This is a genomic window from Castellaniella sp. (assembly GCF_034674885.1).
Taxonomy (GTDB): Bacteria; Pseudomonadota; Gammaproteobacteria; order Burkholderiales; family Burkholderiaceae_B; genus Castellaniella.
Genome location: NZ_JAUCDS010000002.1, coordinates 120,106 through 142,035, shown reverse-complemented (window position 1 = coordinate 142,035; position 21,930 = coordinate 120,106). Strand labels below are relative to the sequence as shown.

At 64.8% G+C, this 21,930-nt stretch carries 20 protein-coding genes and 1 tRNA gene; 13 read left to right on the top strand and 8 right to left on the bottom strand.

All coding sequences use genetic code 11. The features are described 5' to 3' along the window. The first annotated feature begins 74 nt into the window (after positions 1 to 74). Genes VDP74_RS02315 through VDP74_RS02300 form a run of 4 tightly spaced genes read left to right on the top strand, consistent with a single transcriptional unit; the run spans position 75 to position 5,679 of the window. On the top strand, positions 75 to 935 hold the full coding sequence (locus VDP74_RS02315) for a MoxR family ATPase (RefSeq protein WP_322998005.1): 861 nt from the start codon (positions 75 to 77) through the stop codon (positions 933 to 935). Positions 936 to 993: 58 nt separating this feature from the next. Then, positions 994 to 1,608, top strand: coding sequence for a GNAT family N-acetyltransferase (locus VDP74_RS02310; RefSeq protein ID WP_322998004.1), 615 nt, complete (start codon positions 994 to 996; stop codon positions 1,606 to 1,608). 40 nt (positions 1,609 to 1,648) lie between these two features. Then, complete coding sequence (locus VDP74_RS02305; protein WP_322998003.1) at positions 1,649 to 2,818, top strand: vWA domain-containing protein; 1,170 nt, start codon at positions 1,649 to 1,651, stop codon at positions 2,816 to 2,818. A 47-nt stretch (positions 2,819 to 2,865) separates the two neighbouring features. Beyond that, complete coding sequence (locus tag VDP74_RS02300) at positions 2,866 to 5,679, top strand: pitrilysin family protein (RefSeq protein ID WP_322998002.1); 2,814 nt, start codon at positions 2,866 to 2,868, stop codon at positions 5,677 to 5,679. 7 nt (positions 5,680 to 5,686) lie between these two features. Here VDP74_RS02300 and dnaJ read toward each other — a convergent pair whose 3' ends face one another. From dnaJ to hrcA, 5 genes are all read right to left on the bottom strand, one after another. Further along, the gene (dnaJ, locus tag VDP74_RS02295; protein ID WP_322998001.1) at positions 5,687 to 6,817 is read right to left on the bottom strand and encodes a molecular chaperone DnaJ; all 1,131 of its coding nucleotides are present in this window, start codon (positions 6,815 to 6,817) and stop codon (positions 5,687 to 5,689) included. Positions 6,818 to 6,961: 144 nt separating this feature from the next. Next, the gene (gene dnaK, locus VDP74_RS02290; RefSeq protein WP_322998000.1) at positions 6,962 to 8,884 is read right to left on the bottom strand and encodes a molecular chaperone DnaK; all 1,923 of its coding nucleotides are present in this window, start codon (positions 8,882 to 8,884) and stop codon (positions 6,962 to 6,964) included. Positions 8,885 to 8,962: 78 nt separating this feature from the next. Beyond that, positions 8,963 to 9,544: a nucleotide exchange factor GrpE gene (grpE, locus tag VDP74_RS02285; RefSeq protein WP_322997999.1), complete on the bottom strand. Its 582-nt coding sequence runs from the start codon at positions 9,542 to 9,544 to the stop codon at positions 8,963 to 8,965. A gap of 78 nt (positions 9,545 to 9,622) precedes the next feature. Next, on the bottom strand, positions 9,623 to 10,675 hold the full coding sequence (gene hemH / locus VDP74_RS02280) for a ferrochelatase (protein ID WP_322997998.1): 1,053 nt from the start codon (positions 10,673 to 10,675) through the stop codon (positions 9,623 to 9,625). A 40-nt stretch (positions 10,676 to 10,715) separates the two neighbouring features. After that, a complete protein-coding gene (gene hrcA / locus VDP74_RS02275) occupies positions 10,716 to 11,729 on the bottom strand; it encodes a heat-inducible transcriptional repressor HrcA (protein ID WP_322997997.1) in 1,014 nt (337 codons plus the stop codon). Between the two features lie 119 nt (positions 11,730 to 11,848). On the opposite strand from hrcA, the gene VDP74_RS02270 reads away from it, so the two are divergent. Together VDP74_RS02270 and recN are read left to right on the top strand one after the other, a co-directional pair. Further along, on the top strand, positions 11,849 to 12,760 hold the full coding sequence (locus tag VDP74_RS02270; RefSeq protein ID WP_322997996.1) for an NAD kinase: 912 nt from the start codon (positions 11,849 to 11,851) through the stop codon (positions 12,758 to 12,760). 6 nt (positions 12,761 to 12,766) lie between these two features. Further along, on the top strand, positions 12,767 to 14,416 hold the full coding sequence (recN, locus tag VDP74_RS02265; protein ID WP_322997995.1) for a DNA repair protein RecN: 1,650 nt from the start codon (positions 12,767 to 12,769) through the stop codon (positions 14,414 to 14,416). Between the two features lie 129 nt (positions 14,417 to 14,545). Here recN and fur read toward each other — a convergent pair whose 3' ends face one another. Next, the gene (gene fur / locus VDP74_RS02260; RefSeq protein WP_322997994.1) at positions 14,546 to 14,971 is read right to left on the bottom strand and encodes a ferric iron uptake transcriptional regulator; all 426 of its coding nucleotides are present in this window, start codon (positions 14,969 to 14,971) and stop codon (positions 14,546 to 14,548) included. A 206-nt stretch (positions 14,972 to 15,177) separates the two neighbouring features. On the opposite strand from fur, the gene VDP74_RS02255 reads away from it, so the two are divergent. Continuing rightward, positions 15,178 to 15,693: an outer membrane protein assembly factor BamE gene (locus VDP74_RS02255; RefSeq protein WP_322998150.1), complete on the top strand. Its 516-nt coding sequence runs from the start codon at positions 15,178 to 15,180 to the stop codon at positions 15,691 to 15,693. Between the two features lie 2 nt (positions 15,694 to 15,695). Beyond that, positions 15,696 to 16,487: a 4-hydroxy-tetrahydrodipicolinate reductase gene (gene dapB, locus VDP74_RS02250; RefSeq protein WP_322997993.1), complete on the top strand. Its 792-nt coding sequence runs from the start codon at positions 15,696 to 15,698 to the stop codon at positions 16,485 to 16,487. A gap of 98 nt (positions 16,488 to 16,585) precedes the next feature. Here dapB and murB read toward each other — a convergent pair whose 3' ends face one another. Next, positions 16,586 to 17,593 (bottom strand): UDP-N-acetylmuramate dehydrogenase, encoded by a 1,008-nt coding sequence (murB, locus tag VDP74_RS02245; RefSeq protein WP_322997992.1) that lies wholly within the window; start codon positions 17,591 to 17,593, stop codon positions 16,586 to 16,588. A 294-nt stretch (positions 17,594 to 17,887) separates the two neighbouring features. Here murB and VDP74_RS02240 point away from each other — a divergent pair. Beyond that, a tRNA-Gly gene (locus VDP74_RS02240) sits at positions 17,888 to 17,963 on the top strand. 180 nt (positions 17,964 to 18,143) lie between these two features. Here the strand turns inward: VDP74_RS02240 and VDP74_RS02235 are convergent. Continuing rightward, positions 18,144 to 18,566 (bottom strand): hypothetical protein, encoded by a 423-nt coding sequence (locus tag VDP74_RS02235; protein WP_322997991.1) that lies wholly within the window; start codon positions 18,564 to 18,566, stop codon positions 18,144 to 18,146. Positions 18,567 to 18,676: 110 nt separating this feature from the next. Here VDP74_RS02235 and VDP74_RS02230 point away from each other — a divergent pair, with 110 nt between their 5' ends. The 4 genes from VDP74_RS02230 to VDP74_RS02215 all read left to right on the top strand — a co-directional run bounded on the left by VDP74_RS02230 (position 18,677) and on the right by VDP74_RS02215 (position 21,924). Next, positions 18,677 to 20,059 carry an FAD-dependent oxidoreductase gene (locus VDP74_RS02230; protein WP_322997990.1) on the top strand — a complete coding sequence of 461 codons (1,383 nt, stop codon included), beginning with the start codon at positions 18,677 to 18,679 and terminating at the stop codon, positions 20,057 to 20,059. A 272-nt stretch (positions 20,060 to 20,331) separates the two neighbouring features. Then, positions 20,332 to 20,754 carry a hypothetical protein gene (locus VDP74_RS02225; RefSeq protein WP_322997989.1) on the top strand — a complete coding sequence of 141 codons (423 nt, stop codon included), beginning with the start codon at positions 20,332 to 20,334 and terminating at the stop codon, positions 20,752 to 20,754. Between the two features lie 35 nt (positions 20,755 to 20,789). Beyond that, entirely contained in the window at positions 20,790 to 21,128 is a 339-nt protein-coding gene (locus VDP74_RS02220; RefSeq protein WP_322997988.1) for a hypothetical protein, read from the top strand. A 70-nt stretch (positions 21,129 to 21,198) separates the two neighbouring features. Further along, positions 21,199 to 21,924: a uracil-DNA glycosylase family protein gene (locus VDP74_RS02215; RefSeq protein WP_322997987.1), complete on the top strand. Its 726-nt coding sequence runs from the start codon at positions 21,199 to 21,201 to the stop codon at positions 21,922 to 21,924. Positions 21,925 to 21,930 lie beyond the last annotated feature (6 nt).

Below are 21,930 nucleotides of genomic sequence, written 5' to 3'. Positions count from 1 at the left end.
CTGATACAGACAGCCATCGAATGTTGAACCCTATAACAACGCGCCTATCGCGCTGCCGATCACCTGCCAACCCCATGACCGACGCTGCCGTTTCCCCCGACCCCCAACGCTTTCAGGGCACCGATCACTACGTCGCCACCGATGCATTGAAAATGGCCGTCAATGCAGCGCTGGTTCTGCAGCGCCCCCTGCTGGTCAAGGGTGAACCCGGCACCGGAAAAACGCTGCTGGCTGAAGAGGTCGCCCAGGCGCTGGGTCGCCCCCTGCTGCAGTGGCACATCAAATCCACAACCAAGGCGCAGCAGGGCCTGTACGAATACGACGCCGTGTCGCGCCTGCGCGATTCCCAGCTGGGCGACGACCGCGTCCACGACATCGGCAACTACATCGTACGGGGGGTGCTGTGGCAGGCCTTCGCATCCGAGGCGCCCTGCGTGGTGCTGATCGACGAGATCGACAAGGCCGATATCGAATTCCCCAACGATCTGCTGCGCGAACTGGATCGCATGGAATTCCATGTGTACGAAACCCGGCAGACCATCCAGGCGCAGCACAAGCCGCTCATCATCATCACCTCGAACAACGAGAAAGACCTGCCCGACGCCTTCCTGCGGCGCTGCTTTTTCCACTACATCGAATTCCCCGACCGCGCTACGCTCAGCGACATCGTGGCGGTGCATTTCCCAAGACTGCGCGAAGACATCCTGGGGGCGGCCCTGGACGTCTTCTTTCGCCTGCGCGACGTCCCGGGCCTGAAAAAACGGCCATCCACCTCCGAATTCCTGGACTGGCTGCGCCTGCTGCTGGCCGAATCCGTGGCCCCGCAGACGCTGGGCCAGGGCGACATCCCGCCCCTGGCCGGCGCCCTGCTGAAAAACGAGCAGGACCTGAACCTGCTGCAACGGCTCGCCGCCCTGACGCAACGCGGGCGCTAGCACCCAGGCAGCCCCCCGGCCCAGCATCATTGATTCCGACCACCACCGGACCTCGCCCATGAGCGCTCAACCCTTCATCACCTCGCCCACCCCCGTCACCCTGGAAGGCCACGGCATCCGCCTGATCCCGCTGGCCCCCGAACACGCGCCCGGTCTGCGGGCCGCCGCCGCAGACGGCAGCCTGTGGAACCTGCGTGTCACTTCGGTACCCGACCCGGAACACACCGACGCCTACATCGCTGCCGCGCTGCAAGGCCGGGACGACGGCCACATGCTGCCCTTCACCGTCACGGACGCCGCCAGCGGCGCCATCCTGGGCTCCACGCGCTATCACGACATCGTCCCGGCCTTGGCGCGTCTGGAGATCGGCTACACCTGGTATGGCCGGTCCCACCAGCGCTCGCACGTCAACACCACCTGCAAGCTGCTGCTCCTGGAACACGCTTTCCAGACCCTGGGGGCCGCCGTGGTCGGCTGGCGCACCGACAACTACAACATCGCCTCGCAACGGGCCATCGAGCGGCTGGGCGCACACCGGGACGGCGTGATCCGCCATCACGCCCTGCGCAGCGACGGCACGGTGCGCGACACGGTCATGTACAGCCTGATGGCGGGAGAATGGCCGGAAGTCCGGGCACACCTGCAGTATCAGCTGCAGCGGCCGCGCGGCTGACGCCCGGGCCGCCGCTTCGCCCCCGATTTTCCACCCGACCATGCTGATCGACTTCTTCACCCGCCTGCGCAGCGCTGGCATCCCGGTATCCATCCGGGAATATCTCAGCCTGCTGGAACTGCTGCGCAGTCCGGCAGCCCCTGTCAGCACGGAAGACTTCTATCACCTGGCGCGCATGGCGCTGGTCAAGGACGAAACCCGCTACGACCGCTACGACCAGGTCTTCGCCGCCTTCATCGGCCAGTTGCAGGCCCAGGCCGGCAACCCCGACATCCCCGCAGACTGGCTGCAGCAGACCATCCGCAAGCACCTGAGCGACGCGGAAAAGGCCGCATTGGAAAAGCACGGCTGGGACCGCCTGATGGACATGTTCCGCGAACGCCTGGCCGAACAGCAGGAACGCCACGCCGGCGGCAGCAAATGGATCGGCACCGGCGGTTCGTCGCCGTTCGGGCACGGCGGCTACCATCCCGAAGGCATCCGCATCGGCGGCCCCTCGGCCGGCAATCGCACCGCTGTCAAGGTCTGGGAACAACGCCAGTATCGGGACTACGACGACCAGCAGACCCTGGGCACCCGCAATTTCAAGGTGGCGTTGCGCCGGCTGCGCCGCTTCGCCCGCCAGGGCGCGGACCTGGAGCTGGACATGCCCGGCACGATCCGAGGTACGGCCGAACAGGCCGGCATGCTGGATCTGCGCTGGGTGCCCGAACGCCACAACGCCGTGAAAGTCCTGATGCTGCTGGACGTGGGCGGCAGCATGGACGATCACATCGCCCGCATCGAATCACTGTTCTCAGCGGCCCGCAGCGAATTCAAGCACCTGGAAGTCTTCTACTTCCACAACTGTCCCTACGAATCGGTCTGGCGCCACAACGAACGGCGCCACGGCGCGCGCATCGACACCCGGGATCTGCTGCGCAGCTACGGCGAGGACTGGCGTCTGATCCTGGTGGGCGACGCGACCATGAGCCCCTACGAACTGCTCTACCCTGGCGGTTCGGTCGAGCACAACAACGCCGAAACCGGCGCGGCCTGGCTGCAGCGCATCCTGGGCCACTGGCCGCACGCCGTCTGGCTGAATCCGGAACCTTCCGGATACTGGCAATACCGCCAGTCCATCGCCATCGTGCGCGAGCTGATGCACAACCGCATGTACGGAATGACGATGGACGGGCTGGAACAAGCCATGCGATTTTTGGCAAAATGACGGGTCACCCGCTCTGCGGCGGACCCAGGCCCTCATTGGACATCTCTGTGAATTCCCTGCCAAAGCACCGTTTCTCCGCCCTGCCCGTCATGCTGGCGCTGTGCAGCCTGCTGCTGATGGGGGTCCAGGGCCTCGCGCAGGCACAGACCAGATCGCCCTCCGCCCAGGCCGTGCCCCAGCAGGCCTCGGCCCCCCTGCCGCCAGGCGTGCAGCAGGTCGTGATGATCGAAGGCGTCACCGAATACCGGCTGGACAACGGCCTGACCATCCTGCTGGCCCCCGACGATTCGCGCGCCCAGACTACGGTCAACATGAGCTACCAGGTCGGCTCGCGCAACGAAGGGCCGGGCGAAACCGGAATGGCGCACCTGCTGGAACACCTGATGTTCCGAGGCAGTCCCGAACACCCCGACGCCCTGGCGGAATTCTCACGGCGCGGGCTGGCGGCCAATGGATCCACCACAGAGGACCTGACCAACTATTACGCGACCTTCGCCAGCAACCCGGACACCCTGCGCTGGTATCTGTCCTGGCAGGCCGACGCCATGCTCAATGCCAGCATCAGCCGCACCGACCTGGACGCCGAAATGCCCGTGGTGCGCAACGAAATGGAACAAGGAGAAAACAGCCCGTTCAGCACGCTGCTGCAGCAGACCGACGCGGCCTCCTACGTCTGGCACCCGTATGGGCGCAGCGTGATCGGCGCCCGATCCGACGTCGAGAACGTGGACATCACGCAGCTGCGGGCCTTCTACCATCGCTACTACCAGCCCGACAACGCCGTGCTGATCGTCACCGGGCGCTTCGACGCCGATCAAGTCCTGCAATGGGTCGCCGGGGACTTCGGCCCCATCGCCCGTCCGGAACGCAAGCTGCCACCGGAATACACGATCGAGCCCGTCCAGCAAGGCGCCCGGGCCGTGACCCTGAAACGGTCGGGAGGCAGCCCGATCGCCATCGTCCAGTACCACTTCCCGGAAAGCGCCAGCGACGTCTACACCGCCCTGTCCCTGGGCGCGGACATGCTCGCCGACAGCCCGGCCGGGCCCTTGTACCAGGCGCTGGTCAAGACCAGCCAGGCCAGTGACATCTTCGGCTTCGCCCCCCCCATGCGGCAGCCCGGATACGCGGTGTTCGGGGCGCAGCTGCAGCCCTCGGCCAACCCCCGGGCTGTTCTGGACACACTGGAAAAAGCGCTGGAATCGGGCGGCATCGACCAGCTGGACCAGGCCGCCCTGGATCGCAACCGAACCGCCTGGTTGAACCAATGGAAGCGCGTCTACAACCGCCCGGCCAGCCTGGCCGCTGCCCTGTCCAACGCGGTGGCGCGCGGAGACTGGCGCCTGCTGTTCATCGATCCACTGCGCATCCGCGCCCTGACCCTGGACGAGGTCCGCAGTCAATTACACGCCTGGTTGCTGCCCAGCAACCGCACCAGCGGCCTGTACCTGCCGACGCCGGACCCGACCTACGCGCCGACGGCCCCCGCCGCCGACCTGGCCCCCTGGGTCGCGCAACTGAAGACCGGCACGCCGCGCCCCACCGTCGCCAGTTTCGACACCGACCCGCAGGCCCTGGACGCCGACACCCAGCGCGATACGCTGAACCTGCCCAACGGACCGGTCCAGGTGGCGCTGCTGCCCAAGGCCACGCCGGGCGACCAGGTTCACGCCTATATGCGACTGCGTTTCGGCACCGCCGAACAAATGCGTGGCCTGGGCCTGGTGCCATCTATCACGGCTGCCATGCTGCTGCGCGGATCCGACGGGCTATCCCGCCAACAGATCGACGATCAGCTCAACGCCCTTGATTCGGACCTGAGCTTCAGCGCCAGCGGGAACGTACTGACCGTTGCCCTGCGCAGTTCCCGCACGCATCTGCCAGACCTGCTGGCCCTGACTTTCCGCCTGTTGCGCCATCCTGCATTTCCTGCATCAGAACTGACCGAAATCCAGCATGCGGTGCTGACCAATATCCAGAACGAGGCCGCCAGCCCGTCCTGGCTGGTGAGCAACACACTGCAGCGCCAGGACCAGCCCTGGAAAAGCGACGACGTCCGCTATACCCCGACGGCGCCCGAACTGACGAAAGACACTCAATCCCTGACCCCGGACGCCTTGCGGAAATTCCACGACCGCTTCTACGGCGCAGGCAACATCCAGGTATCCGTCGTCGGCGACTTCGACCCCCAGGCCGTGGCACAGAGCCTGCGTGCAGGCCTGGCCGGCTGGCGCCAGGCGCCGGCATACCAGCGGATTCCGGATCCCTGGTACGCCGTGACACCCAAGACCTTCCATATCCCCGCGCCGGGCAAGGCCAATGCCAACTACCTGGCCGCGTTGTCGCTGAAACTGCAGGATACCGATCCCCGCTGGCCAGCCCTGATCCTGGCCAACCACCTGCTGGGCGGATCCGAGGATTCCCGCCTGTGGCAGGCCATCCGGGTCAAGGGCGGCCTGTCCTACACGGTGGGCAGCCATCTGCAGGCCTCGTCCTGGGAACCGTCCGGCAGCTGGACAATCTTCGCCACGATGGCATCCCAGAACGCTGCGGCGCTGCAGGACGCCATGCGCCAGACGCTGGACAGCACGCTGAAGACCGGCTTCACCCAGGAAGAAGTGAACCAGGGCGTGAAATCCCTGCTCGAGTTCCTGAAACTGGGCCGATCCAACGACAGCTGGCTGGCCGACCACTGGCTGGACTACCTGGACACCGGCCGCAGCTTCGCCTGGGAACAGCGCATCATCGACCAGATGCAGACGCTGACCGCCGATCAGGTAAACGATGTCCTGCGGGCAGTGCTCAAACCCGAGGACCTGAGCATCGCCGTCGCGGCGGACCCCGCCGCGAAGCCGTCCTGATCCGCGATCAGGAGAAGAAGTTCTTGACCTTGTCCGTCCAGGATTCGCTCTTGGGCGAATGACGGTCGCCGCCTGTGGTCAGCGACGTCTCGAACTGGCGCAGCAGCGCCTTTTGTTCGTCGTTCAGGCGCACCGGCGTTTCCACCGCCACGTGGCAGTACAGGTCACCTGGATAGCTGGAGCGGATGCCCTTGATGCCCTTGCCGCGCAGGCGGAAGGTCTTGCCCGTCTGGGTGCCTTCCGGGATGGTGATTTCCCCGCGTCCGGCCAGGGTCGGGACCTCCAGCGTGCCGCCCAGCGCCGCCTTGGTAAAGGGGATGGTCAGTTCGCAATGCAGGTCTTCGCCGTCGCGCTGGAAGATCCCGTGCGGCTTGATGCGGATTTCGACGAACAGATCGCCCGAGGGGCCCCCATTGACGCCCGGCTCGCCGTTGCCCGACGAGCGGATGCGCATGCCGTCGTCGATCCCGGCCGGGATCTTGACCTGCAGCGTCTTGTTCTTGCGGATGCGTCCCACTCCGTCGCACTCGGCGCAGGGATGGGCGATTTCCTTGCCGCTGCCGTGGCAGGTCGGGCAGGTCTGCTGCACGCTGAAAAAGCCCTGCTGCATGCGCACTGCGCCGCTACCGCCGCAGGTATGGCAGGTATGCGGGGTGGTGCCCGGCTTGGCGCCGGACCCATGACAGGTTTCGCAGTTTTCCCAGCTGGGAATGCGGATTTCGGTGTCGAAACCGTTGGCCGCCTGTTCCAGGCTGATTTCCAGGTTGTATTTCAGGTCGGCGCCCCGATAGACCTGCGGGCCGCTGCCACCGCGCCGGCCGGCTGCGCCGCCGAAGATCTCCCCGAAAATATCCCCGAAGGCATCGGCGAACCCCCCCGCCCCGCCCATGCCGGCGCCGGCTGCCGCATTGGGATCCACCCCCGCGTGGCCGAATCGGTCATAGGCCGCCCGCTTTTCCGCGTCCGACAGCATCTCGTAGGCCTCTTTGGCCTCTTTGAACTTGTCCTCGGCTTCCTTGCTGTCCGGGTTGCGGTCCGGGTGATATTTCATCGCCAGCTTGCGATAGGCCTTGCGGATGTCGTCATCCGAGGCGTTCTTGGCCACCCCGAGGACTTCGTAGAAATCGCGTTTTGCCATGGGTATCGATTACTTGCTCTATACGCTACAGATTGAAGGACACATGCCCGGGCCGGCAAAATGCCGGAACCGGGCAGGTGCAGATGGATCGCCGCGCCGTCCTGCGGACCGCCGCTGGGCGGGCCGGGACACTGCGGGCGGCGATCAGTCGCGCTTCACTTCCTTGAAGTCGGCATCGACCACATTGTCGTCGGCCGGCTGGGCGCCGTCAGCCGCAGCCGCGCCCTCGGCCGCCGCCTTGGCCTGCATGTCGGCGTACATCTTCTCGCCCAGTTTCTGGGAAGCCGTCGCCAGGACTTCGGTCTTGGCGTCGATGGCGGCCTTGTCGTCGCCCTTGGCGGCTTCTTCCAGATCCTTGATCGCAGCCTCGATGGCGTCCTTTTCAGCGGCGTCGAGCTTGTCGCCGTATTCCGTCAGGGACTTGCGCGTGGCGTGCACCAGGCCGTCGGCCTGGTTGCGCGCCTGGGCCAGCTCGGCCACGCGGTGGTCTTCCTCGGCATTGGCCTCGGCGTCCTTCACCATGCGCTCGATCTCGTCCTCGGTCAGGCCGGAACTGGCCTTGATCGTGATCTTGTTTTCCTTGCCGGTGCCCTTGTCCTTGGCCGACACGTGCAGGATGCCGTTGGCGTCGATGTCGAAAGTGACCTCGATCTGCGGCAGGCCGCGCTGGGCCGGCGGGATGCCTTCCAGGTTGAACTCGCCCAGGGCCTTGTTGCCCGCGGCGACCTCGCGCTCGCCCTGGTAGACCTTGATGGTCACCGCCGGCTGGTTGTCGTCCGCCGTGGAGAACACCTGCGAGAATCGCGTCGGGATGGTGGTGTTCTTCTTGATCATCTTGGTCATGACGCCGCCCAGGGTCTCGATCCCCAGGGACAGCGGAGTCACGTCCAGCAGCAGCACGTCTTTCCGGTCACCCGACAGCACGGAACCCTGGATCGCGGCGCCAGCGGCGACGGCTTCGTCGGGGTTCACGTCCTTGCGCGGATCACGGCCGAAGAATTCCTTGACCTTGTCCTGGACCTTGGGCATGCGGGTCATGCCGCCGACCAGAATCACGTCGTCGATTTCCGAGAGCTTGATGCCGGCGTCCTTGATGGCGGTGCGGCAAGGAGCGATGGTCCGTTCGATCAGGTCTTCCACCAGAGATTCGAGCTTGGAGCGCGTGACCTTCAGGTTCAGGTGCTTGGGGCCGGAAGCATCAGCCGTGATGTACGGCAGATTGATCTCGGTCTGCTGCGTGGAGGACAGTTCGATCTTGGCTTTTTCGGCGGCTTCCTTCAGGCGCTGCATGGCCAGCACGTCCTTGGACAGGTCGGTGCCGGATTCCTTTTTGAATTCGTCGATGATGTAGTTGATGATGCACAGGTCGAAGTCTTCGCCGCCCAGGAACGTGTCGCCGTTCGTGGACAGGACCTCGAATTGCTTTTCACCATCCACATCGGCGATTTCGATGACGGACACGTCGAACGTGCCGCCGCCCAGGTCATAGACCACGATCTTGCGGTCGCCGCGTTCGGCCTTGTCCAGGCCGAAGGCCAGGGCCGCAGCCGTCGGTTCATTGATGATGCGCTTGACGTCCAGGCCGGCGATCTTGCCGGCGTCCTTGGTCGCCTGGCGCTGGCTGTCGTTGAAATACGCCGGCACCGTGATCACGGCCTCGGTGACCTCCTCGCCCAGGTAGTCTTCGGCGGTCTTTTTCATCTTGCGCAGGATGTCGGCCGACACCTGCGGCGGGGCCAGCTTCTTATCCTGTGCCTCGACCCAGGCGTCGCCATTGTCGGCCTTGAGGATCTTGTAGGGCATCAGGTGGATGTCCTTTTGCACGGCCTTTTCGTCGAACTTGCGGCCGATCAGGCGCTTGACGGCGAAAATCGTATTGGTCGGATTGGTGACCGCCTGGCGTTTGGCCGGCGCGCCGACCAGGACCTCGCCGTCCTGCATGTAGGCGACGATGGACGGCGTCGTGCGGGCGCCTTCCGAGTTTTCAATGATTTGGACCTTGGACCCGTCCAGCACAGCCACACAGCTGTTGGTCGTCCCCAGGTCGATCCCGATGATCTTGCTCATGTTTGATCCTGTCGATATTTGAATGAGGGGCGGGCATCACCCGCCGATGTTTCTGATGTGGGGTTGCCCCCGCCGATTTCAAGACCGGCCGGCCGATACCATGACCAGGGCCGGGCGCAGAACGCGGTCGGCGATCAGGTAGCCCTTTTGCAGCGTCTGGGCGATGGCACCCTGCGGATGTTCTGACGGCACGTTGGAAATCGCCTGATGCCGGTGCGGATCGAAGGCCTCGCCGGGCTGCGGAGCGATCTCGCGCATCTGATTGCGCTCGAAGGCATTGTTCAACTGTCGCAGCGTGGACTCGACGCCCTTTTGCCAGTCGTCGGCCGTCTGGTTTTCCAGGGCCAGGGCGGCTTCCAGGCTGTCGCGCACCGGAATCAGGCTTTCGGCGAAGGATTCCGTGCCGAACTTGCGGGCCTTGGCCACGTCTTCCTGGGCGCGGCGCCGCACGTTTTCCACTTCGGCATGGGCCCGCAGCAACTGGTCGTGGTATTCGGCGACCTTTGCCTGCGCCTCGGCCAACAAAGCGGGCAGATCCTCGCCCGGCTGTCCTGCGATGGCGCCCGGCGCCGTTTCGGGGGCATCAGGGGTCTCGGCCGGACCTTGAGGCACGGCGCCCGCCGCAGCCTTCGGGTCCAAGTCTTCCTGGGGTGCCGACATGGTGAGTTCTCCAAAAACAGAAAGTACGAATGAATCGTTAGATAAGGGGAAAATCCGGGATTTCAAGAGGGCAGGTCGTCAGCCCGGTCCCCACCCCGCCAGATTGCGGGCCAGCAGATCGGCGAAGCCACGCACCCAGTCGGGTTGCGCGTTCAGGCAGGGGATGTAGCGGAAATCCCGACCGCCGGCCGCCAGGAAGGCCTCTCGGCACCCCAGGTTGATCTCCTCCAGGGTCTCCAGGCAATCCGCCACGAACCCGGGGCACAGCACGTCCACCGAACCCACGCCTTCGCGCCCCCAGGCTTCCAGCGTGGGCTGGGTATAGGGCTGCAGCCAGGGAGCCGCGCCGAAACGGCTCTGGAAGCTGACGTGCAGACGGGCGCCGTCGGATCCCAGCCGCTCGCGCAAGGCGGCGGCCGTCTGCATGCAGTCGCGGAAATACGGGTCGCCCTGCCGCACCGACGCCTGCGGCAGGCCATGGAAGCTGAGCAGCAGGCGATCGGCCTGCCCGGCCTGCGCCCAATGCGCCCTGATCGATCCGGTCAGCGTGTCGAGGTAGGCCGGATCCCGGTGGAAGCGGTCCAGAAATCGCACGGTGGGCTGATGACGCAGGCGAGCCAGATGCGCGCTGACCGCGTCCACGGCCGTCGCCGTGGTGCTGGCGGCATACTGCGGATACAGGGGCGCCACCAGGATGCGGCCACAGCCGGCAGCCTGCAGGCGGTCGATGGCCGCGTCCAGGGCCGGCTGCCCGTAGCGCATGGCCAGTTCCACCCGGACGTCCAGGCCGCGTCCGGACAGGGCCTGCTGCACACCCCGGGCCAGATCCTGGCTGTACACCAGCAAGGGAGAACCGCGATCCAGCCAGACCTGGGCATATTTGGGGGCAATGGCGGCCGGACGGCGAGTCAGCACGAACAGGCGCAAGATGATCTGCCACAGCCAGCCCGGCAGTTCCACCACGCGCGGATCCGACAGGAATTCCTTCAGGTAGCGGCGTACGGCGGCCGGCGTGGCCGCGTCGGGCGTGCCCAGATTGACGAGCAGGACGCCCAGGGGGCCGCGATCCGGACCCGGCGCATCCGGGTTCAACGCGTCGGGGTCGGGGGCGGCAGAGAGAAAACGGGTCATGAACGACAGAAAGGGAAGCAAAAGGTATCGGAGCCGCCTTCTAGGAAGAGGCCTGCCCCAGCGCATTGGACAACATGCGGGCGGTGATGTCCACAATGGGAATGACGCGCTCGTACGCCATGCGCGTGGGGCCTATCACGCCCAGCGTGCCGATCACCTCGCCATCCACCCCATAGGGCGCCGTGATGACGGAGACTTCTTCCAGGGGCACCAGGCGGGAATCCCCGCCGATGTAGATCTGCACGCCCTGGGCATGGCTGGACACGTCCAGCAGATGCAGCAGGTCGGTTTTTTGTTCGAACAGGGCGAACAGGCGCCGCAGCCGGTCCATGTCGGCCGTCATCTCGGAGATTTCCAGCAATTTGCCCTCGCCGGAGATGACGACGGACTCATCCGCCGTGTCGGGCGAGCCGATGCCGGCATCCACGGCCTGTTGCATCAGACGCGAGATGTCCGAACGCAAGGATGCCAGTTCGGCCGTCAGGGCGATGCGGACCTCGTGGAAGGACTTGCCGGAAAAATGCCGGTTGAAGAAGTTGGAGGCTTCCAGCAATTCGACTTCGGCATATTCGCGCGGCACGAAGAGGATGCGGTTCTGCACGTCGCCGTTGGGGGTGACGATGATCAGCAGGACGCGCTTGTCCGAGAGCCGGATGAATTCGATGTGGCGAAATACCTGCGTGCGCTTGGGCGTCAGCACGACCCCGGCGAACTGCGACAGATTGGACAGCAGCGAGGCCGCCGCCGTCACGGCACGCCCCGGTTCCGCAGCCGGCAGGTAGTCGGCGATATGCACGTCCGGGTGGAATTCGTAAGGCCGCACCGTCAGCAGCGTATCGACGAACATGCGATAACCCTGGGGGGTCGGCACGCGCCCCGCCGATGTATGCGGGCTGTGGATCAGGCCCAGGTCTTCCAGGTCCGCCATGACGTTGCGGATGGTGGCAGGCGACAGGTCGAAGACTTTCGACAGGGTGCGCGACCCCACGGGCTGGCCGTCCGCGATGTAGCGTTCCACCAGCGCCTTGAGCAATGCCTTGGCTCGATCATCCATGTCCTGTTCACCCATCGTGCGGGACAGTCGCAGCACACCCGCAACGGCGGCAGCGCCTTCATCCCCCTATAATCGGATACTCCTTATTATTCCATTAATCGCACAAGGAACCGGCTTCCATGCACTTCAAGACCGTGGCCCTGGTCGGCCGCTATCAGGATAGCGGCCTGGACGCGCCCTTGCGACGGCTGGGCGCCGTGCTGCGGGATGCCGGCTGCGCCGTGCTGATCGAAGCCCAGACCGGCCGCAACACGGGCGTGCAGGATTTCCCCCTGGCCTCTTACGAAGACATCGGCAAACACGCCGACCTGGCCATCATCATGGGCGGCGACGGCACCATGCTGGCGGCTGCGCGTGAACTGGCCACCTCGGACGTGGCCCTGATCGGCATCAACCACGGGCGACTGGGCTTCATCACCGATATTCCCCTGGGCAGCGCCGACGAGGCCATCACCCGCATCCTGAATGGCGCCTACGTACAGGACGACCGCATCCTGCTGGAAGGCCGCGTGATGCGCGGCGACCAGTTGATGGCGTCGGGCCTGGCCCTGAACGACGTCATCATCAACCGCGCGGGGCGCGGCGGCATGATCGAACTGCGAGTGGAATGCAACGGCGCGTTCATGCACAGCCAGCGGGCCGACGGCCTGATCATCGCCACCCCTACCGGGTCCACCGCCTACGCCCTGTCGGCGGGCGGCCCCATCCTGCACCCCCAGGTGCAGGCCCTGGTGCTGGTGCCCGTGGCGCCGCAGACCCTGTCGAACCGGCCTATCGCGCTGCCGGAAGATTCCCTGCTGAACATCACGATCCGTGCCCTGGGCCGCGTCGAATCGGGCGCCAGCGTGCACTTTGACATGCAGGCCCTGTCCAACTGCCAGGAAGGCGATCGCATCGACGTGCGCCGCAGCCCCCACCGGGTGCGCTTCCTGCACCCCCAGGGCTACAGCTATTTTTCCACCCTGCGCAGCAAGCTCAACTGGAACCGCATGCTGCACCCCTGGGACGACCCCGACGACACCCCCCGCTAAGGCCCTATGCTGCGCACCCTGCACATTCTCGATTTCGTCATCGTCGATCGCGCCGAGATCTCCTTTGAAGCGGGCTTCACGGTATTTTCGGGCGAAACCGGCGCGGGCAAATCCATCCTGATCGACGCCCTGTCCCTGGCCCTGGGGGGGCGCGGCGATGCCAGCCTGGTGCGTGAAGGCGCCGGCCGCGCAGACATCAGCGCCGTCTTCGAGGCCCCCGCTGCAGCCGCCGAATGGCTGGCCGAACAGGCCATCGAAGGCCCGGACCTGATCCTGCGGCGGGTCATCGACGCCCAGGGCCGCAGCAAGGCCTACATCAACGGCCTGCCGGCCACCCTGGCCCAACTGCGCGACCTGGGCGCCCTGCTGGTGGACATCCACGGCCAGCACGCCCACCAGGGTCTGCTGCAGCCGGCCAGCCAGCGCGATATCCTGGACACCCAGGGCGGCCACATGCCCCAGGTCCTGGCGCTGTCGGACGCCTGGACGGACTGGCGCGCTGCCCAGGCCGCACTGGATGCCGCACAGCGCGATGCGGCCGGCCAGGCGCAAGCCCTGGATCGCCTGCAACAGGACGCGGCCTTCCTGGACGATCTGGCCCCCTTGCCCGACGAATGGCCCGAACTCTGTACCCGGCAATCCCGCCTGGCCCATGCCCAGGCACTGCTGGCCGGCGCCGGCCAGGCCATCGAGGCACTGGACGGCGAGTCCGGCTCAGCGGCATCCGCGCTGCAGGCCGCGCTGCAGGCCCTGCAAGCCCTGACCCGCCACGATCCGCGCCTGGAAGAACACTGCCAGGCGCTGGAATCCGCCCGCATCCTGTGCGCAGAGACCGTCTCCGGCTTGAATGCGTACGCCGACCGCCTGGAACTGGATCCGGATGCCCTGGCCCAGGCCGATGCCCGCATGAGCCAGATGTTCACGGCCGCGCGGCGCTTCCACGTCGAACCCGACGCCCTGTGCGAACTGCACGAATCCCTGCACGCCCAGCTGCGACAGGCCCAGGCCGGCCAGGATCTGCAGGCCCTGGCGCAGGCCTGCGAACAGGCGCAGGCACGCTACCACGCCATCGCCCAGGCGCTCGGCACGGCACGCCGGGCCACGGCCCAACGGCTGGCCGAACAGGTCACGGCGGCCATGCAGGACCTGTCCATGGAAGGCGGCTCCCTGCAGGTCGCCCTACCCGCCTGCAAGCCATCGGCCCACGGCCTGGAAACAGTGGAATTCCTGGTGGCGGGACACGCCGGCACCGCACCCCGGCCCTTGTCCCGGGTGGCATCCGGAGGCGAACTGGCCCGGATTTCCCTGGCCCTGTCCGTCATTGCCAGCCAGGCTGCCCGCGTGCCCACCCTGATCTTCGACGAGGTGGACACCGGCATCGGCGGCGCCGTTGCCGAAGTCGTGGGCCGGCTGCTGCGCGAGCTGGGGCAACGCCACCAGGTGCTCTGCGTCACTCACCTGCCCCAGGTCGCCGCCTGCGCCAGTCATCACCTGCAGGTCAGCAAGACCACCCGCGACCAGCGGACGCTGTCGGCCATCCAGGTGCTGGACCCCGCTGAACGCGTCGAGGAAATCGCCCGCATGCTCGGAGGCCTGAAGCTGACAGCAGCCACCCGAGATCACGCGCGGGAAATGCTGCGGATGTCCGCGCGATAGGCACGCATACCGACGACACCCGACGCCCCGCGCTGCCGGCTTGCAGCCCCCCCGAGAGGCATTGCTGCAAAAAAACAGGGCCTTCCATCGGGAAGGCCCTGTGCATTCACTATCAGTGACAATGCCTGGTCAGGTTTTCTTGCCCGCCGAGCATTTGGGACAGATGCCGTAGAGCATCATGTTGTGGCTTTCCAGGGTGAAGCCGTTTTCCTTGGCGATGCGATGCTGGCGGCGTTCGATTTCGGCATCGGAGAATTCCACCACGCGGCCGCAGTTCGTGCAGATCAGGTGATCGTGGTGGTCGCCGTCGTTGAGTTCGAACACGGCCTTGCCGCCATCGAACTGGCTGCGCAGCAGGATGCCGGCCTGTTCGAACTGGGTCAGGACCCGGTAGACGGTGGCCAAGCCGATGTCCACGTCTTCTGCGATAAGGGCGCGATAGACGTCTTCGGCGCTGTGATGACGGGTTTCCGCCTTGCGGAAGACATCCAGAATCTTCAGGCGCGGAAACGTCGCCTTCAGGCCCATGTTTTTGAGTTCAAGCTGATCATTCATGGTTCAAGTATCCTGGGTCCGGCCGAGGAAAGCAAATCGGCGAGTCAGCCCGGTCGACCGGAATCCCGGTCTCGTTCCGAGTGCGCCAATCCGAATTCCCTTTATGATAGCGGTTTTAGCGGCCGCAATCTTCAGGCCAGTCATCGACCACGGGGGCATTTGTGCGTATCCGAGCTAGTCATTTTTCCCGCAGGGTGAACATCTGCCTGGCGGCCGGTCTGCTGAGCATCGGCCTGGCCGGTTGCGGCTCCACCAACTGGGGCTTCCCATACAGGGCAACCGTCCAGCAGGGCAATTGGATCACGTCCGAACAGGTCTCCCAGCTGGAAGTCGGCATGACGCGCGACCAGGTGCGCTTCATCCTGGGCACCCCCACGCTGCAGGACGTCTTCCATAGCGACCGCTGGGATTACCCCTATTACAACCAGCCTGGGTACGGCAAGGACGAATTGCGCAAATTCACGGTCTGGTTCCAGAACGATCTGCTGACCCGTTGGTCGGGCGACGAACAGCCCGACCGCCAGCCCTTCCAGAAAACCGACAGTGGCAAGGCCGCCGTGCAGCCCGCCGACAAGTCGCAGGCCGAAAAAGCCGCCCAGGATGCCGCTTCACCCGGGACGAACAACGACGCCGCCCCCAATGCCGGCATCTCCACCGATACGCCCCAGACCACGATCGAAACCGGCGCTCCGAACAAAACCGACTCCAACAAGGCGGAATGACCATGCGTATTGCCATTGCCGGGGCTTCCGGGCGCATGGGCCGCATGCTCATCCAGGCCGTCGTGGAATCCACGGATCTGACGCTCGCCGTCGCTCTTGACCGGCCGGGCAGCGACGGCCTCGGCCAGGATGCGGGCGGCTTCCTGGGCATCACCACGGGCGTGGCGATCACCGACGACCTGCAGGCGCTGTCCCAGGCCGACTGCCTGATCGATTTCACTCGGCCGGAGGGCACCCTGGCGCATCTGGACGTCTGCGCGGCCCACGGCGTGAAATGCGTCATCGGCACCACCGGCTTCGACGCCCAGGGCAAACAGGCGATCCGCGCCGCAGCCCAGAAAACCGCCATTGTCTTCGCCCCCAACATGAGCATCGGGGTCAATGCCACACTGAAACTGCTGGACATGGCCGCCCGGCTGCTGAACAGCGGCTACGACGTGGAAGTCTTCGAGGCCCACCACCGCCACAAGGTCGACGCGCCGTCCGGCACCGCCCTGGCCATGGGCGAAGCCGTCGCCCACGCCTGGGGCGTGCAACTGGATGACGTCGCCGACTGGGCCCGCCACGGCCATACCGGCGCCCGCGAAACCGGCCACATCGGCTTTTCCGTCGTGCGCGGCGGCGACATCGTCGGCGACCACACCGTGTATTTCTGCGGTACGGGCGAACGCATCGAGATCACCCACCGGTCCAGCAGCCGCGCCACCTACGCACAGGGCAGCCTGCGAGCGGCACGCTATCTGTCACGCAAGGAATTCGGCCTGTTCGACATGCAGGACGTGCTGGCCAGCTAGACATAATGGCCGCAGGGCTGCGCTCACGCGAAATATGCTTCGGCCCGGATCCAAGATGGCGCCGGGCCGAATCCGTACAGCGAATGGACAGGTAAGCCTCAGTCGAGCACGACGGGTTCCTGTTCCAGATCGACCCCGAACCGGTCACGCACCGCCTGGCGCACCGCCTGCGCCAAGGCCTGCACGTCCGCCGCCTGTGCGCCCCCGTGATTGACCAGCACCAACGCCTGGCGTTCATGCATGCCCACCGGCCCCAGGCGGCGGCCTTTCCAGCCCGCCTGCTCGATCAACCAGCCCGCCGCAAGCTTCACCCGGCCATCTGTCTGGGAATACGTGCGCAGATCTGGAAACCGTTGCCTCAACGCATCTGCCTGGGCGGCATCGATCACCGGATTCTTGAAGAAGCTGCCGGCATTGCCCAGCACCGCCGGATCGGGCAGCTTGCGACGACGGATGTCGCAAACGGCCTCGTAGACCTGACGGGGCGTCAGGGTGCCACCTTGCAGTGACGCATGGTCCCGAAGATCGGGATAATCCAGGCGAGGCGTCCAGGCCTTGGGCAGCGCAAAGCGCACCCGCACGATCAACCACCGCCCCGCCCCATCACGCTTGAACATGCTGTCGCGATAGGCGAAGCCACAGTCCGCAGGCGGCAGCGTGCGCTCACGGCCTTGCCTCAGATCCCAGGCGACGACGGAATGCAGGCGCTGGTCCAGCTCCAGCCCGTAGGCGCCGATGTTCTGCACCGGCGCGGCCCCCACCGTCCCCGGGATCAGCGCCAGATTTTCCAGGCCCGCCCAACCCTGGTCCAGACAGTGGGTGACAAAACCGTGCCAGGACTCACCCGCCGCAGCCTCGATGATCCAATGATCGGCGGTCTCCTGCCACACTCGGATGCCCTGCAAGGCGACCCGCAGCACACGATGCCGGGGCTGCGGCTGCATGACGACGTTGCTGCCGCCCCCCAGGATGAAGACCGGGGCATCTTGCAGACTGGCCAGCCCCGGAATGTCGGCCTCGTCATCCAGCATTGCCACCTGGGCCCGTGCAGGCAGGCCCAGCGTGTTGCAACGCTGCAGGGATTGATCGGTGAAGGCGACGGACATGGCAATGGATGCGCGCCGGCCGGGCGCAGACTGGGACAAAGGCGTAAGCATACAGCGCATGCCCGGGCGACGGCGCGCCGCCCGGCTCCATCCCCCTTCGTGACCGGCCCGCACAGGCTGTCTCCGATGAGTTGACACGCCCGCAATTCGTGCCTTATAGTTCGACTCCTGCTTGATTTCGTATCGGCGCGGCGCCTGAAAAGGATGCTTCGCCCGCCTGGAAAAGTCGCCCTGCGATTTGACAGACAAAAAATTACGACATACAATGCATGGCTTAGCTGATCAGCTAAACGCGCGGGAATAGCTCAGTTGGTAGAGCGCAACCTTGCCAAGGTTGAGGTCGCGAGTTCGAGACTCGTTTCCCGCTCCAGATTCAAAAAAGGCCCAAACTTCGGTTTGGGCCTTTTTGCGTTCGAACCCATGTCAAGCTTCGTGCATCACACGGATTACAGCCTAATCCAGGCCGCCTTCTGCACTTCATCTAGATCGGTTGATGGGACTTTGATGCCGGAGCGGCGGCTCTCTTTCACCCCTGGCCGCCCGCTCGACTTTATTGATATTCCTTGCCATTCCACTTGAAGGTGTAGGTACCGCTTTCGAACCGCAAGTCATGCATTCCATGGTGCTTGGATGGCAATACGAAGACCTTCCCGCCGGCGGTGGCAAGGCGGATCGACTTGCGAGCGTACCCTGTGGATGTCGCAAGTACCGCGTAAGTCTGGCAGCCCGCTGAACCGCATCCCCCCGTGCTATCGGAACGCGCCAGCAGATCGGGGCGATGATCGTCATCGAGATCGGCATGCCCCACATCGAAGGGCTGCAGGTCGCTATAGTCCGCGCCCATTGCTTGTTTGAGAGCCTGGGTCTCGGCCATGGTGGGCTTATCGTTTATCGTCACGCCCGGCGCCGTTGCTCCAACGGCAGTCTGCGTCACCAGCGCCATCGCACATATGACTCCCGCACTTGGCTTCATGTTCCGCTCCTGGGTAAGAGTGAGGCCAAGCACCGGGGTTCGGGTATCGCTCGACCTCCATGATTTTTTCCAACATTTTGAATCGGAATTAACAGTCGGCAGGCGTTTTCATGTTATTGGCAGCGTCTTTTTTCTGTCAATTTATTTTTTCCGGCATGTTTCCTGTCTCTTCAGACACGATTTCGGTTCTCCGCGTGATCAGCGCTACTATTGACCACAGCTTGCGGGCGACTATTCTCGAGCACACGATCATGCCAATCGATCCGGCCCTCCTTCATTCCACGCGCTGCTGCGTCGTCGGCGGTGGTCCCGCCGGCATGATGCTGGGGCTGTTGCTGGCGCGGGCGGGCGTGACGGTCACCATTCTGGAAAAGCACGGTGATTTCCTACGCGACTTCCGCGGTGACACCGTGCATCCCTCGACCCTGCAGATCCTCCAAGAACTCGGCCTGCTGCAAAAATTCAACCAGTTGCCCCAACGGCGCGAAAGCCTGCTCAGCGGCCTGATCGCCGGGCGCAAGCAATCTGTGGTGGATTTCCGTGGACTGCGACCGTTCGACTACCTGGCGTTGGTGCCGCAATGGGATTTCCTCAATCTCCTGGCGAATGCAGGCAAGCGCTACCCGACCTTCGACCTGCGCATGCGGCATACCGCCACCGGCCTGATGAGGGACGACGGGCACGTGTCCGGCGTCCGTGTCGAATCGCCCAAAGGGGCCTATGAATTGCGCGCCGACCTGGTGGTGGCCTGCGACGGACGGCATTCCATGATACGCGAGGCGGCCGGCTTGAAAGGCGCGGACTACGGGGCGCCGATGGATGTGCTGTGGTTCCGGATGCCGCGCTCGGCACACGATCCGCAAGACACGTTCGGCATCGCGAACGATGGCCACTTGATGGTCCTGCTCAATCGCAACGCGTATTGGCAGACGGCATTCGTGGTGCCTAAGGGCAGCGATGCCGACCTGCGTGCCCAGCCGATCGACCGCCTGCGCGACGCGATCGTGCGGCTGGCTCCCTTTCTGTCCGACCGGAGGGACAGCATAAAAAACTGGGATGCGATCAGCACGCTGGCGGTGCAAGTCGATCGCCTGGACCGCTGGCACACGCCTGGGCTGCTGCTGATCGGGGATGCCGCACACGCCATGTCGCCGATCGGCGGCGTCGGCATCAACCTGGCGATCCAGGACGCCGTGGCCGCCGCCAACGCGCTGGCGACACCGCTGCTGCGCGATGGAAGCCGCATCGACGAGGCGCAGCTTGCGGCGATCCAGCGACGGCGCGAACTGCCGGTGCGAGTGGTACAGCGGGTACAGCTGGCCATCCAGAACCGCGTCATCAGCCGGGCGCTGGAGGCGGACGGCAGGCCGCCGCGCATCCCATGGCTGCTGCGGCTGCTCCTGTCATTCCGCGTGGTGCGTAACCGCCCCGCCCGGCTGTTCGGCTACGGGATCCGCCAGGAGCACGTGCGCACGCCCGAACTGGCGCCCTGACGGACTTGCTGCACGATGCCCCGGTCAACTGCATCGATCGGCACCACCGCAACAGGATGCGGCAGTTCAGCCGGCCCTCCTGGGCGACCAATTCCCGCAATACGGCGCGCACCATGGCCGTCATGCTGTTTGCGACATGCCTGCAAGTGCCGCTTCGCTTGCCGACACGGGCCCGACCCTGCGCAATAGGTGGGCATGTTCAGTGTCAGAGTTGCCGAGGTCCGGCCCATCAGCCATACTGAACCCCCAGCATACATGACGTTCCTTACCTTATGCCTCTTCTGCAAGAAGAATCAGCCAACTCATGGGCTTTCGACAATGATTATCCAGAAGGGACTGAAACGCTGTTTGAAGAGGCGCTGACATGCTGGGACGATGGGAATGAGGAACAAACAGAAGCTCTGTTCAAATCGCTGCTGCTTGTCGTCCCGAATCACATCGACGCGCTTCATCATCTCGCCATGCTCTTTGCTTCACAGGGCCTCGAACTTGAAGCCTATCTGAGTGTGCGCGAGGCCGTCCGAATAGGCCTGGAAGGTATCCCGGCCGAGTTTTCCTGGCACACAGGACAAATGCTTTGGGGTCATCTGGACAATCGTCCGTTCTTGCGCGCCTATTACGCGCTCGGGCTCCACCTTCAGGCGCATCAAGGCGCCGCCAAGGCCGCGAAGTCTTTACGCGCCTGGTGTCGGTGAACCCCAATGACAACCTGGGGGCTCGGTATGTCCTCATGCAAACTCTCCTCGACATGGGAGACTGGACCAAGGCGGCAATACTGTCCCGCAGCTATCCAGAGGACATCGGACCGGACATTGCCTACTCGGGGCCTATCGCACTGCTGCATCTTGGTGAAATGGAAAACGCCAAGATCGGGTTTGAGCGGGCCGTCAGCACCAACCGCAGAGTCGCAATGGAACTACTCAAAACGCGCCACGCGCGACCAGCTTCGGAACATCCCGGCTACATGAGCATAGGGGGTGCTGAGGAAGCATTTGACTACTGGGAGCGAAATCGCACGCATTGTGCACGCGACAGCGAAGCGCTCAAGCTGCTCCAAAAAATCATCTGACGCCCCATGCCGCGCATTAACCGCTCGGTCGGGCAAGGTGGCAGGGGCCATACAATTCAAGGCACATCTCATGACAGCAAAACCCGACCTCGACCTGGACAACCCAAGCACAGCCATCGCACGCGTGCTCGCGGGCAGCCTGCAGGTGCTGGCTTTCCCCAGCGCCAGTCATGTCTACAACCCGCTGATCTACATGTGGGCGGCGCACCGGGAATACTTGCAGCGCTACGGCAGCCGGACTGGCCGGATCCTGCTGGTCGGCATGAACCCCGGCCCCTGGGGCATGACCCAGACTGGAGTCCCCTTCGGTCACGTCACCATGGCGCGCGATTGGCTGGGGATCGAAAAGCCTCTGGGCGGTCCCCTGCCGGACCAGCACGACAAATATCCCATCGCCGGTTTCGCCTGCCATCGCAGCGAAGGCAGCGGGGATCGATTCTGGGGCTGGGCACGAACACGGTTTCACAGCCCGGACCGCTTCTTCCAGGAAATCTTTGTCTGGAACTACTGCCCCTTGCTGTTCCTGCGCAACAACCGCAACCTCGTCCCCGAACAATTGCACAAGGCCGAACGCGAACCGCTGTTCGGCATCTGCGACGCGGCGCTGGACGCCGTCATCCACGCGGTCCAACCGCGCGCCGTGGTGGGCATCGGGCGCTTCGCCCACGGCCGCGCACAGGCCATCGTGGGCGATACCGTACCCACGGCATACCTGCTGCATCCCAGCCCGGCCAATCCCACCGCCAACCAGGGCTGGGCCGAAGTGGCCGACCAGGCCCTGGCCCCCTGGCTGTAGTGATGC

Excerpts from the sequence above, each read along its gene's own strand:
- VDP74_RS02315 (WP_322998005.1), top strand. The coding sequence starts at position 75 with ATGACCGACGCTGCCGTTTCCCCCGACCCCCAACGCTTTCAGGGCACC.
- VDP74_RS02310 (WP_322998004.1), top strand. The coding sequence starts at position 994 with ATGAGCGCTCAACCCTTCATCACCTCGCCCACCCCCGTCACCCTGGAA.
- VDP74_RS02305 (WP_322998003.1), top strand. The coding sequence starts at position 1,649 with ATGCTGATCGACTTCTTCACCCGCCTGCGCAGCGCTGGCATCCCGGTA.
- dnaJ (WP_322998001.1), bottom strand. The coding sequence starts at position 6,817 with ATGGCAAAACGCGATTTCTACGAAGTCCTCGGGGTGGCCAAGAACGCC.
- dnaK (WP_322998000.1), bottom strand. The coding sequence starts at position 8,884 with ATGAGCAAGATCATCGGGATCGACCTGGGGACGACCAACAGCTGTGTG.
- grpE (WP_322997999.1), bottom strand. The coding sequence starts at position 9,544 with ATGTCGGCACCCCAGGAAGACTTGGACCCGAAGGCTGCGGCGGGCGCC.
- hemH (WP_322997998.1), bottom strand. The coding sequence starts at position 10,675 with ATGACCCGTTTTCTCTCTGCCGCCCCCGACCCCGACGCGTTGAACCCG.
- hrcA (WP_322997997.1), bottom strand. The coding sequence starts at position 11,729 with ATGGATGATCGAGCCAAGGCATTGCTCAAGGCGCTGGTGGAACGCTAC.
- VDP74_RS02270 (WP_322997996.1), top strand. The coding sequence starts at position 11,849 with ATGCACTTCAAGACCGTGGCCCTGGTCGGCCGCTATCAGGATAGCGGC.
- recN (WP_322997995.1), top strand. The coding sequence starts at position 12,767 with ATGCTGCGCACCCTGCACATTCTCGATTTCGTCATCGTCGATCGCGCC.
- fur (WP_322997994.1), bottom strand. The coding sequence starts at position 14,971 with ATGAATGATCAGCTTGAACTCAAAAACATGGGCCTGAAGGCGACGTTT.
- dapB (WP_322997993.1), top strand. The coding sequence starts at position 15,696 with ATGCGTATTGCCATTGCCGGGGCTTCCGGGCGCATGGGCCGCATGCTC.
- murB (WP_322997992.1), bottom strand. The coding sequence starts at position 17,593 with ATGTCCGTCGCCTTCACCGATCAATCCCTGCAGCGTTGCAACACGCTG.
- VDP74_RS02235 (WP_322997991.1), bottom strand. The coding sequence starts at position 18,566 with ATGAAGCCAAGTGCGGGAGTCATATGTGCGATGGCGCTGGTGACGCAG.
- VDP74_RS02230 (WP_322997990.1), top strand. The coding sequence starts at position 18,677 with ATGTTATTGGCAGCGTCTTTTTTCTGTCAATTTATTTTTTCCGGCATG.
- VDP74_RS02225 (WP_322997989.1), top strand. The coding sequence starts at position 20,332 with ATGCCTCTTCTGCAAGAAGAATCAGCCAACTCATGGGCTTTCGACAAT.
- VDP74_RS02220 (WP_322997988.1), top strand. The coding sequence starts at position 20,790 with ATGCAAACTCTCCTCGACATGGGAGACTGGACCAAGGCGGCAATACTG.
- VDP74_RS02215 (WP_322997987.1), top strand. The coding sequence starts at position 21,199 with ATGACAGCAAAACCCGACCTCGACCTGGACAACCCAAGCACAGCCATC.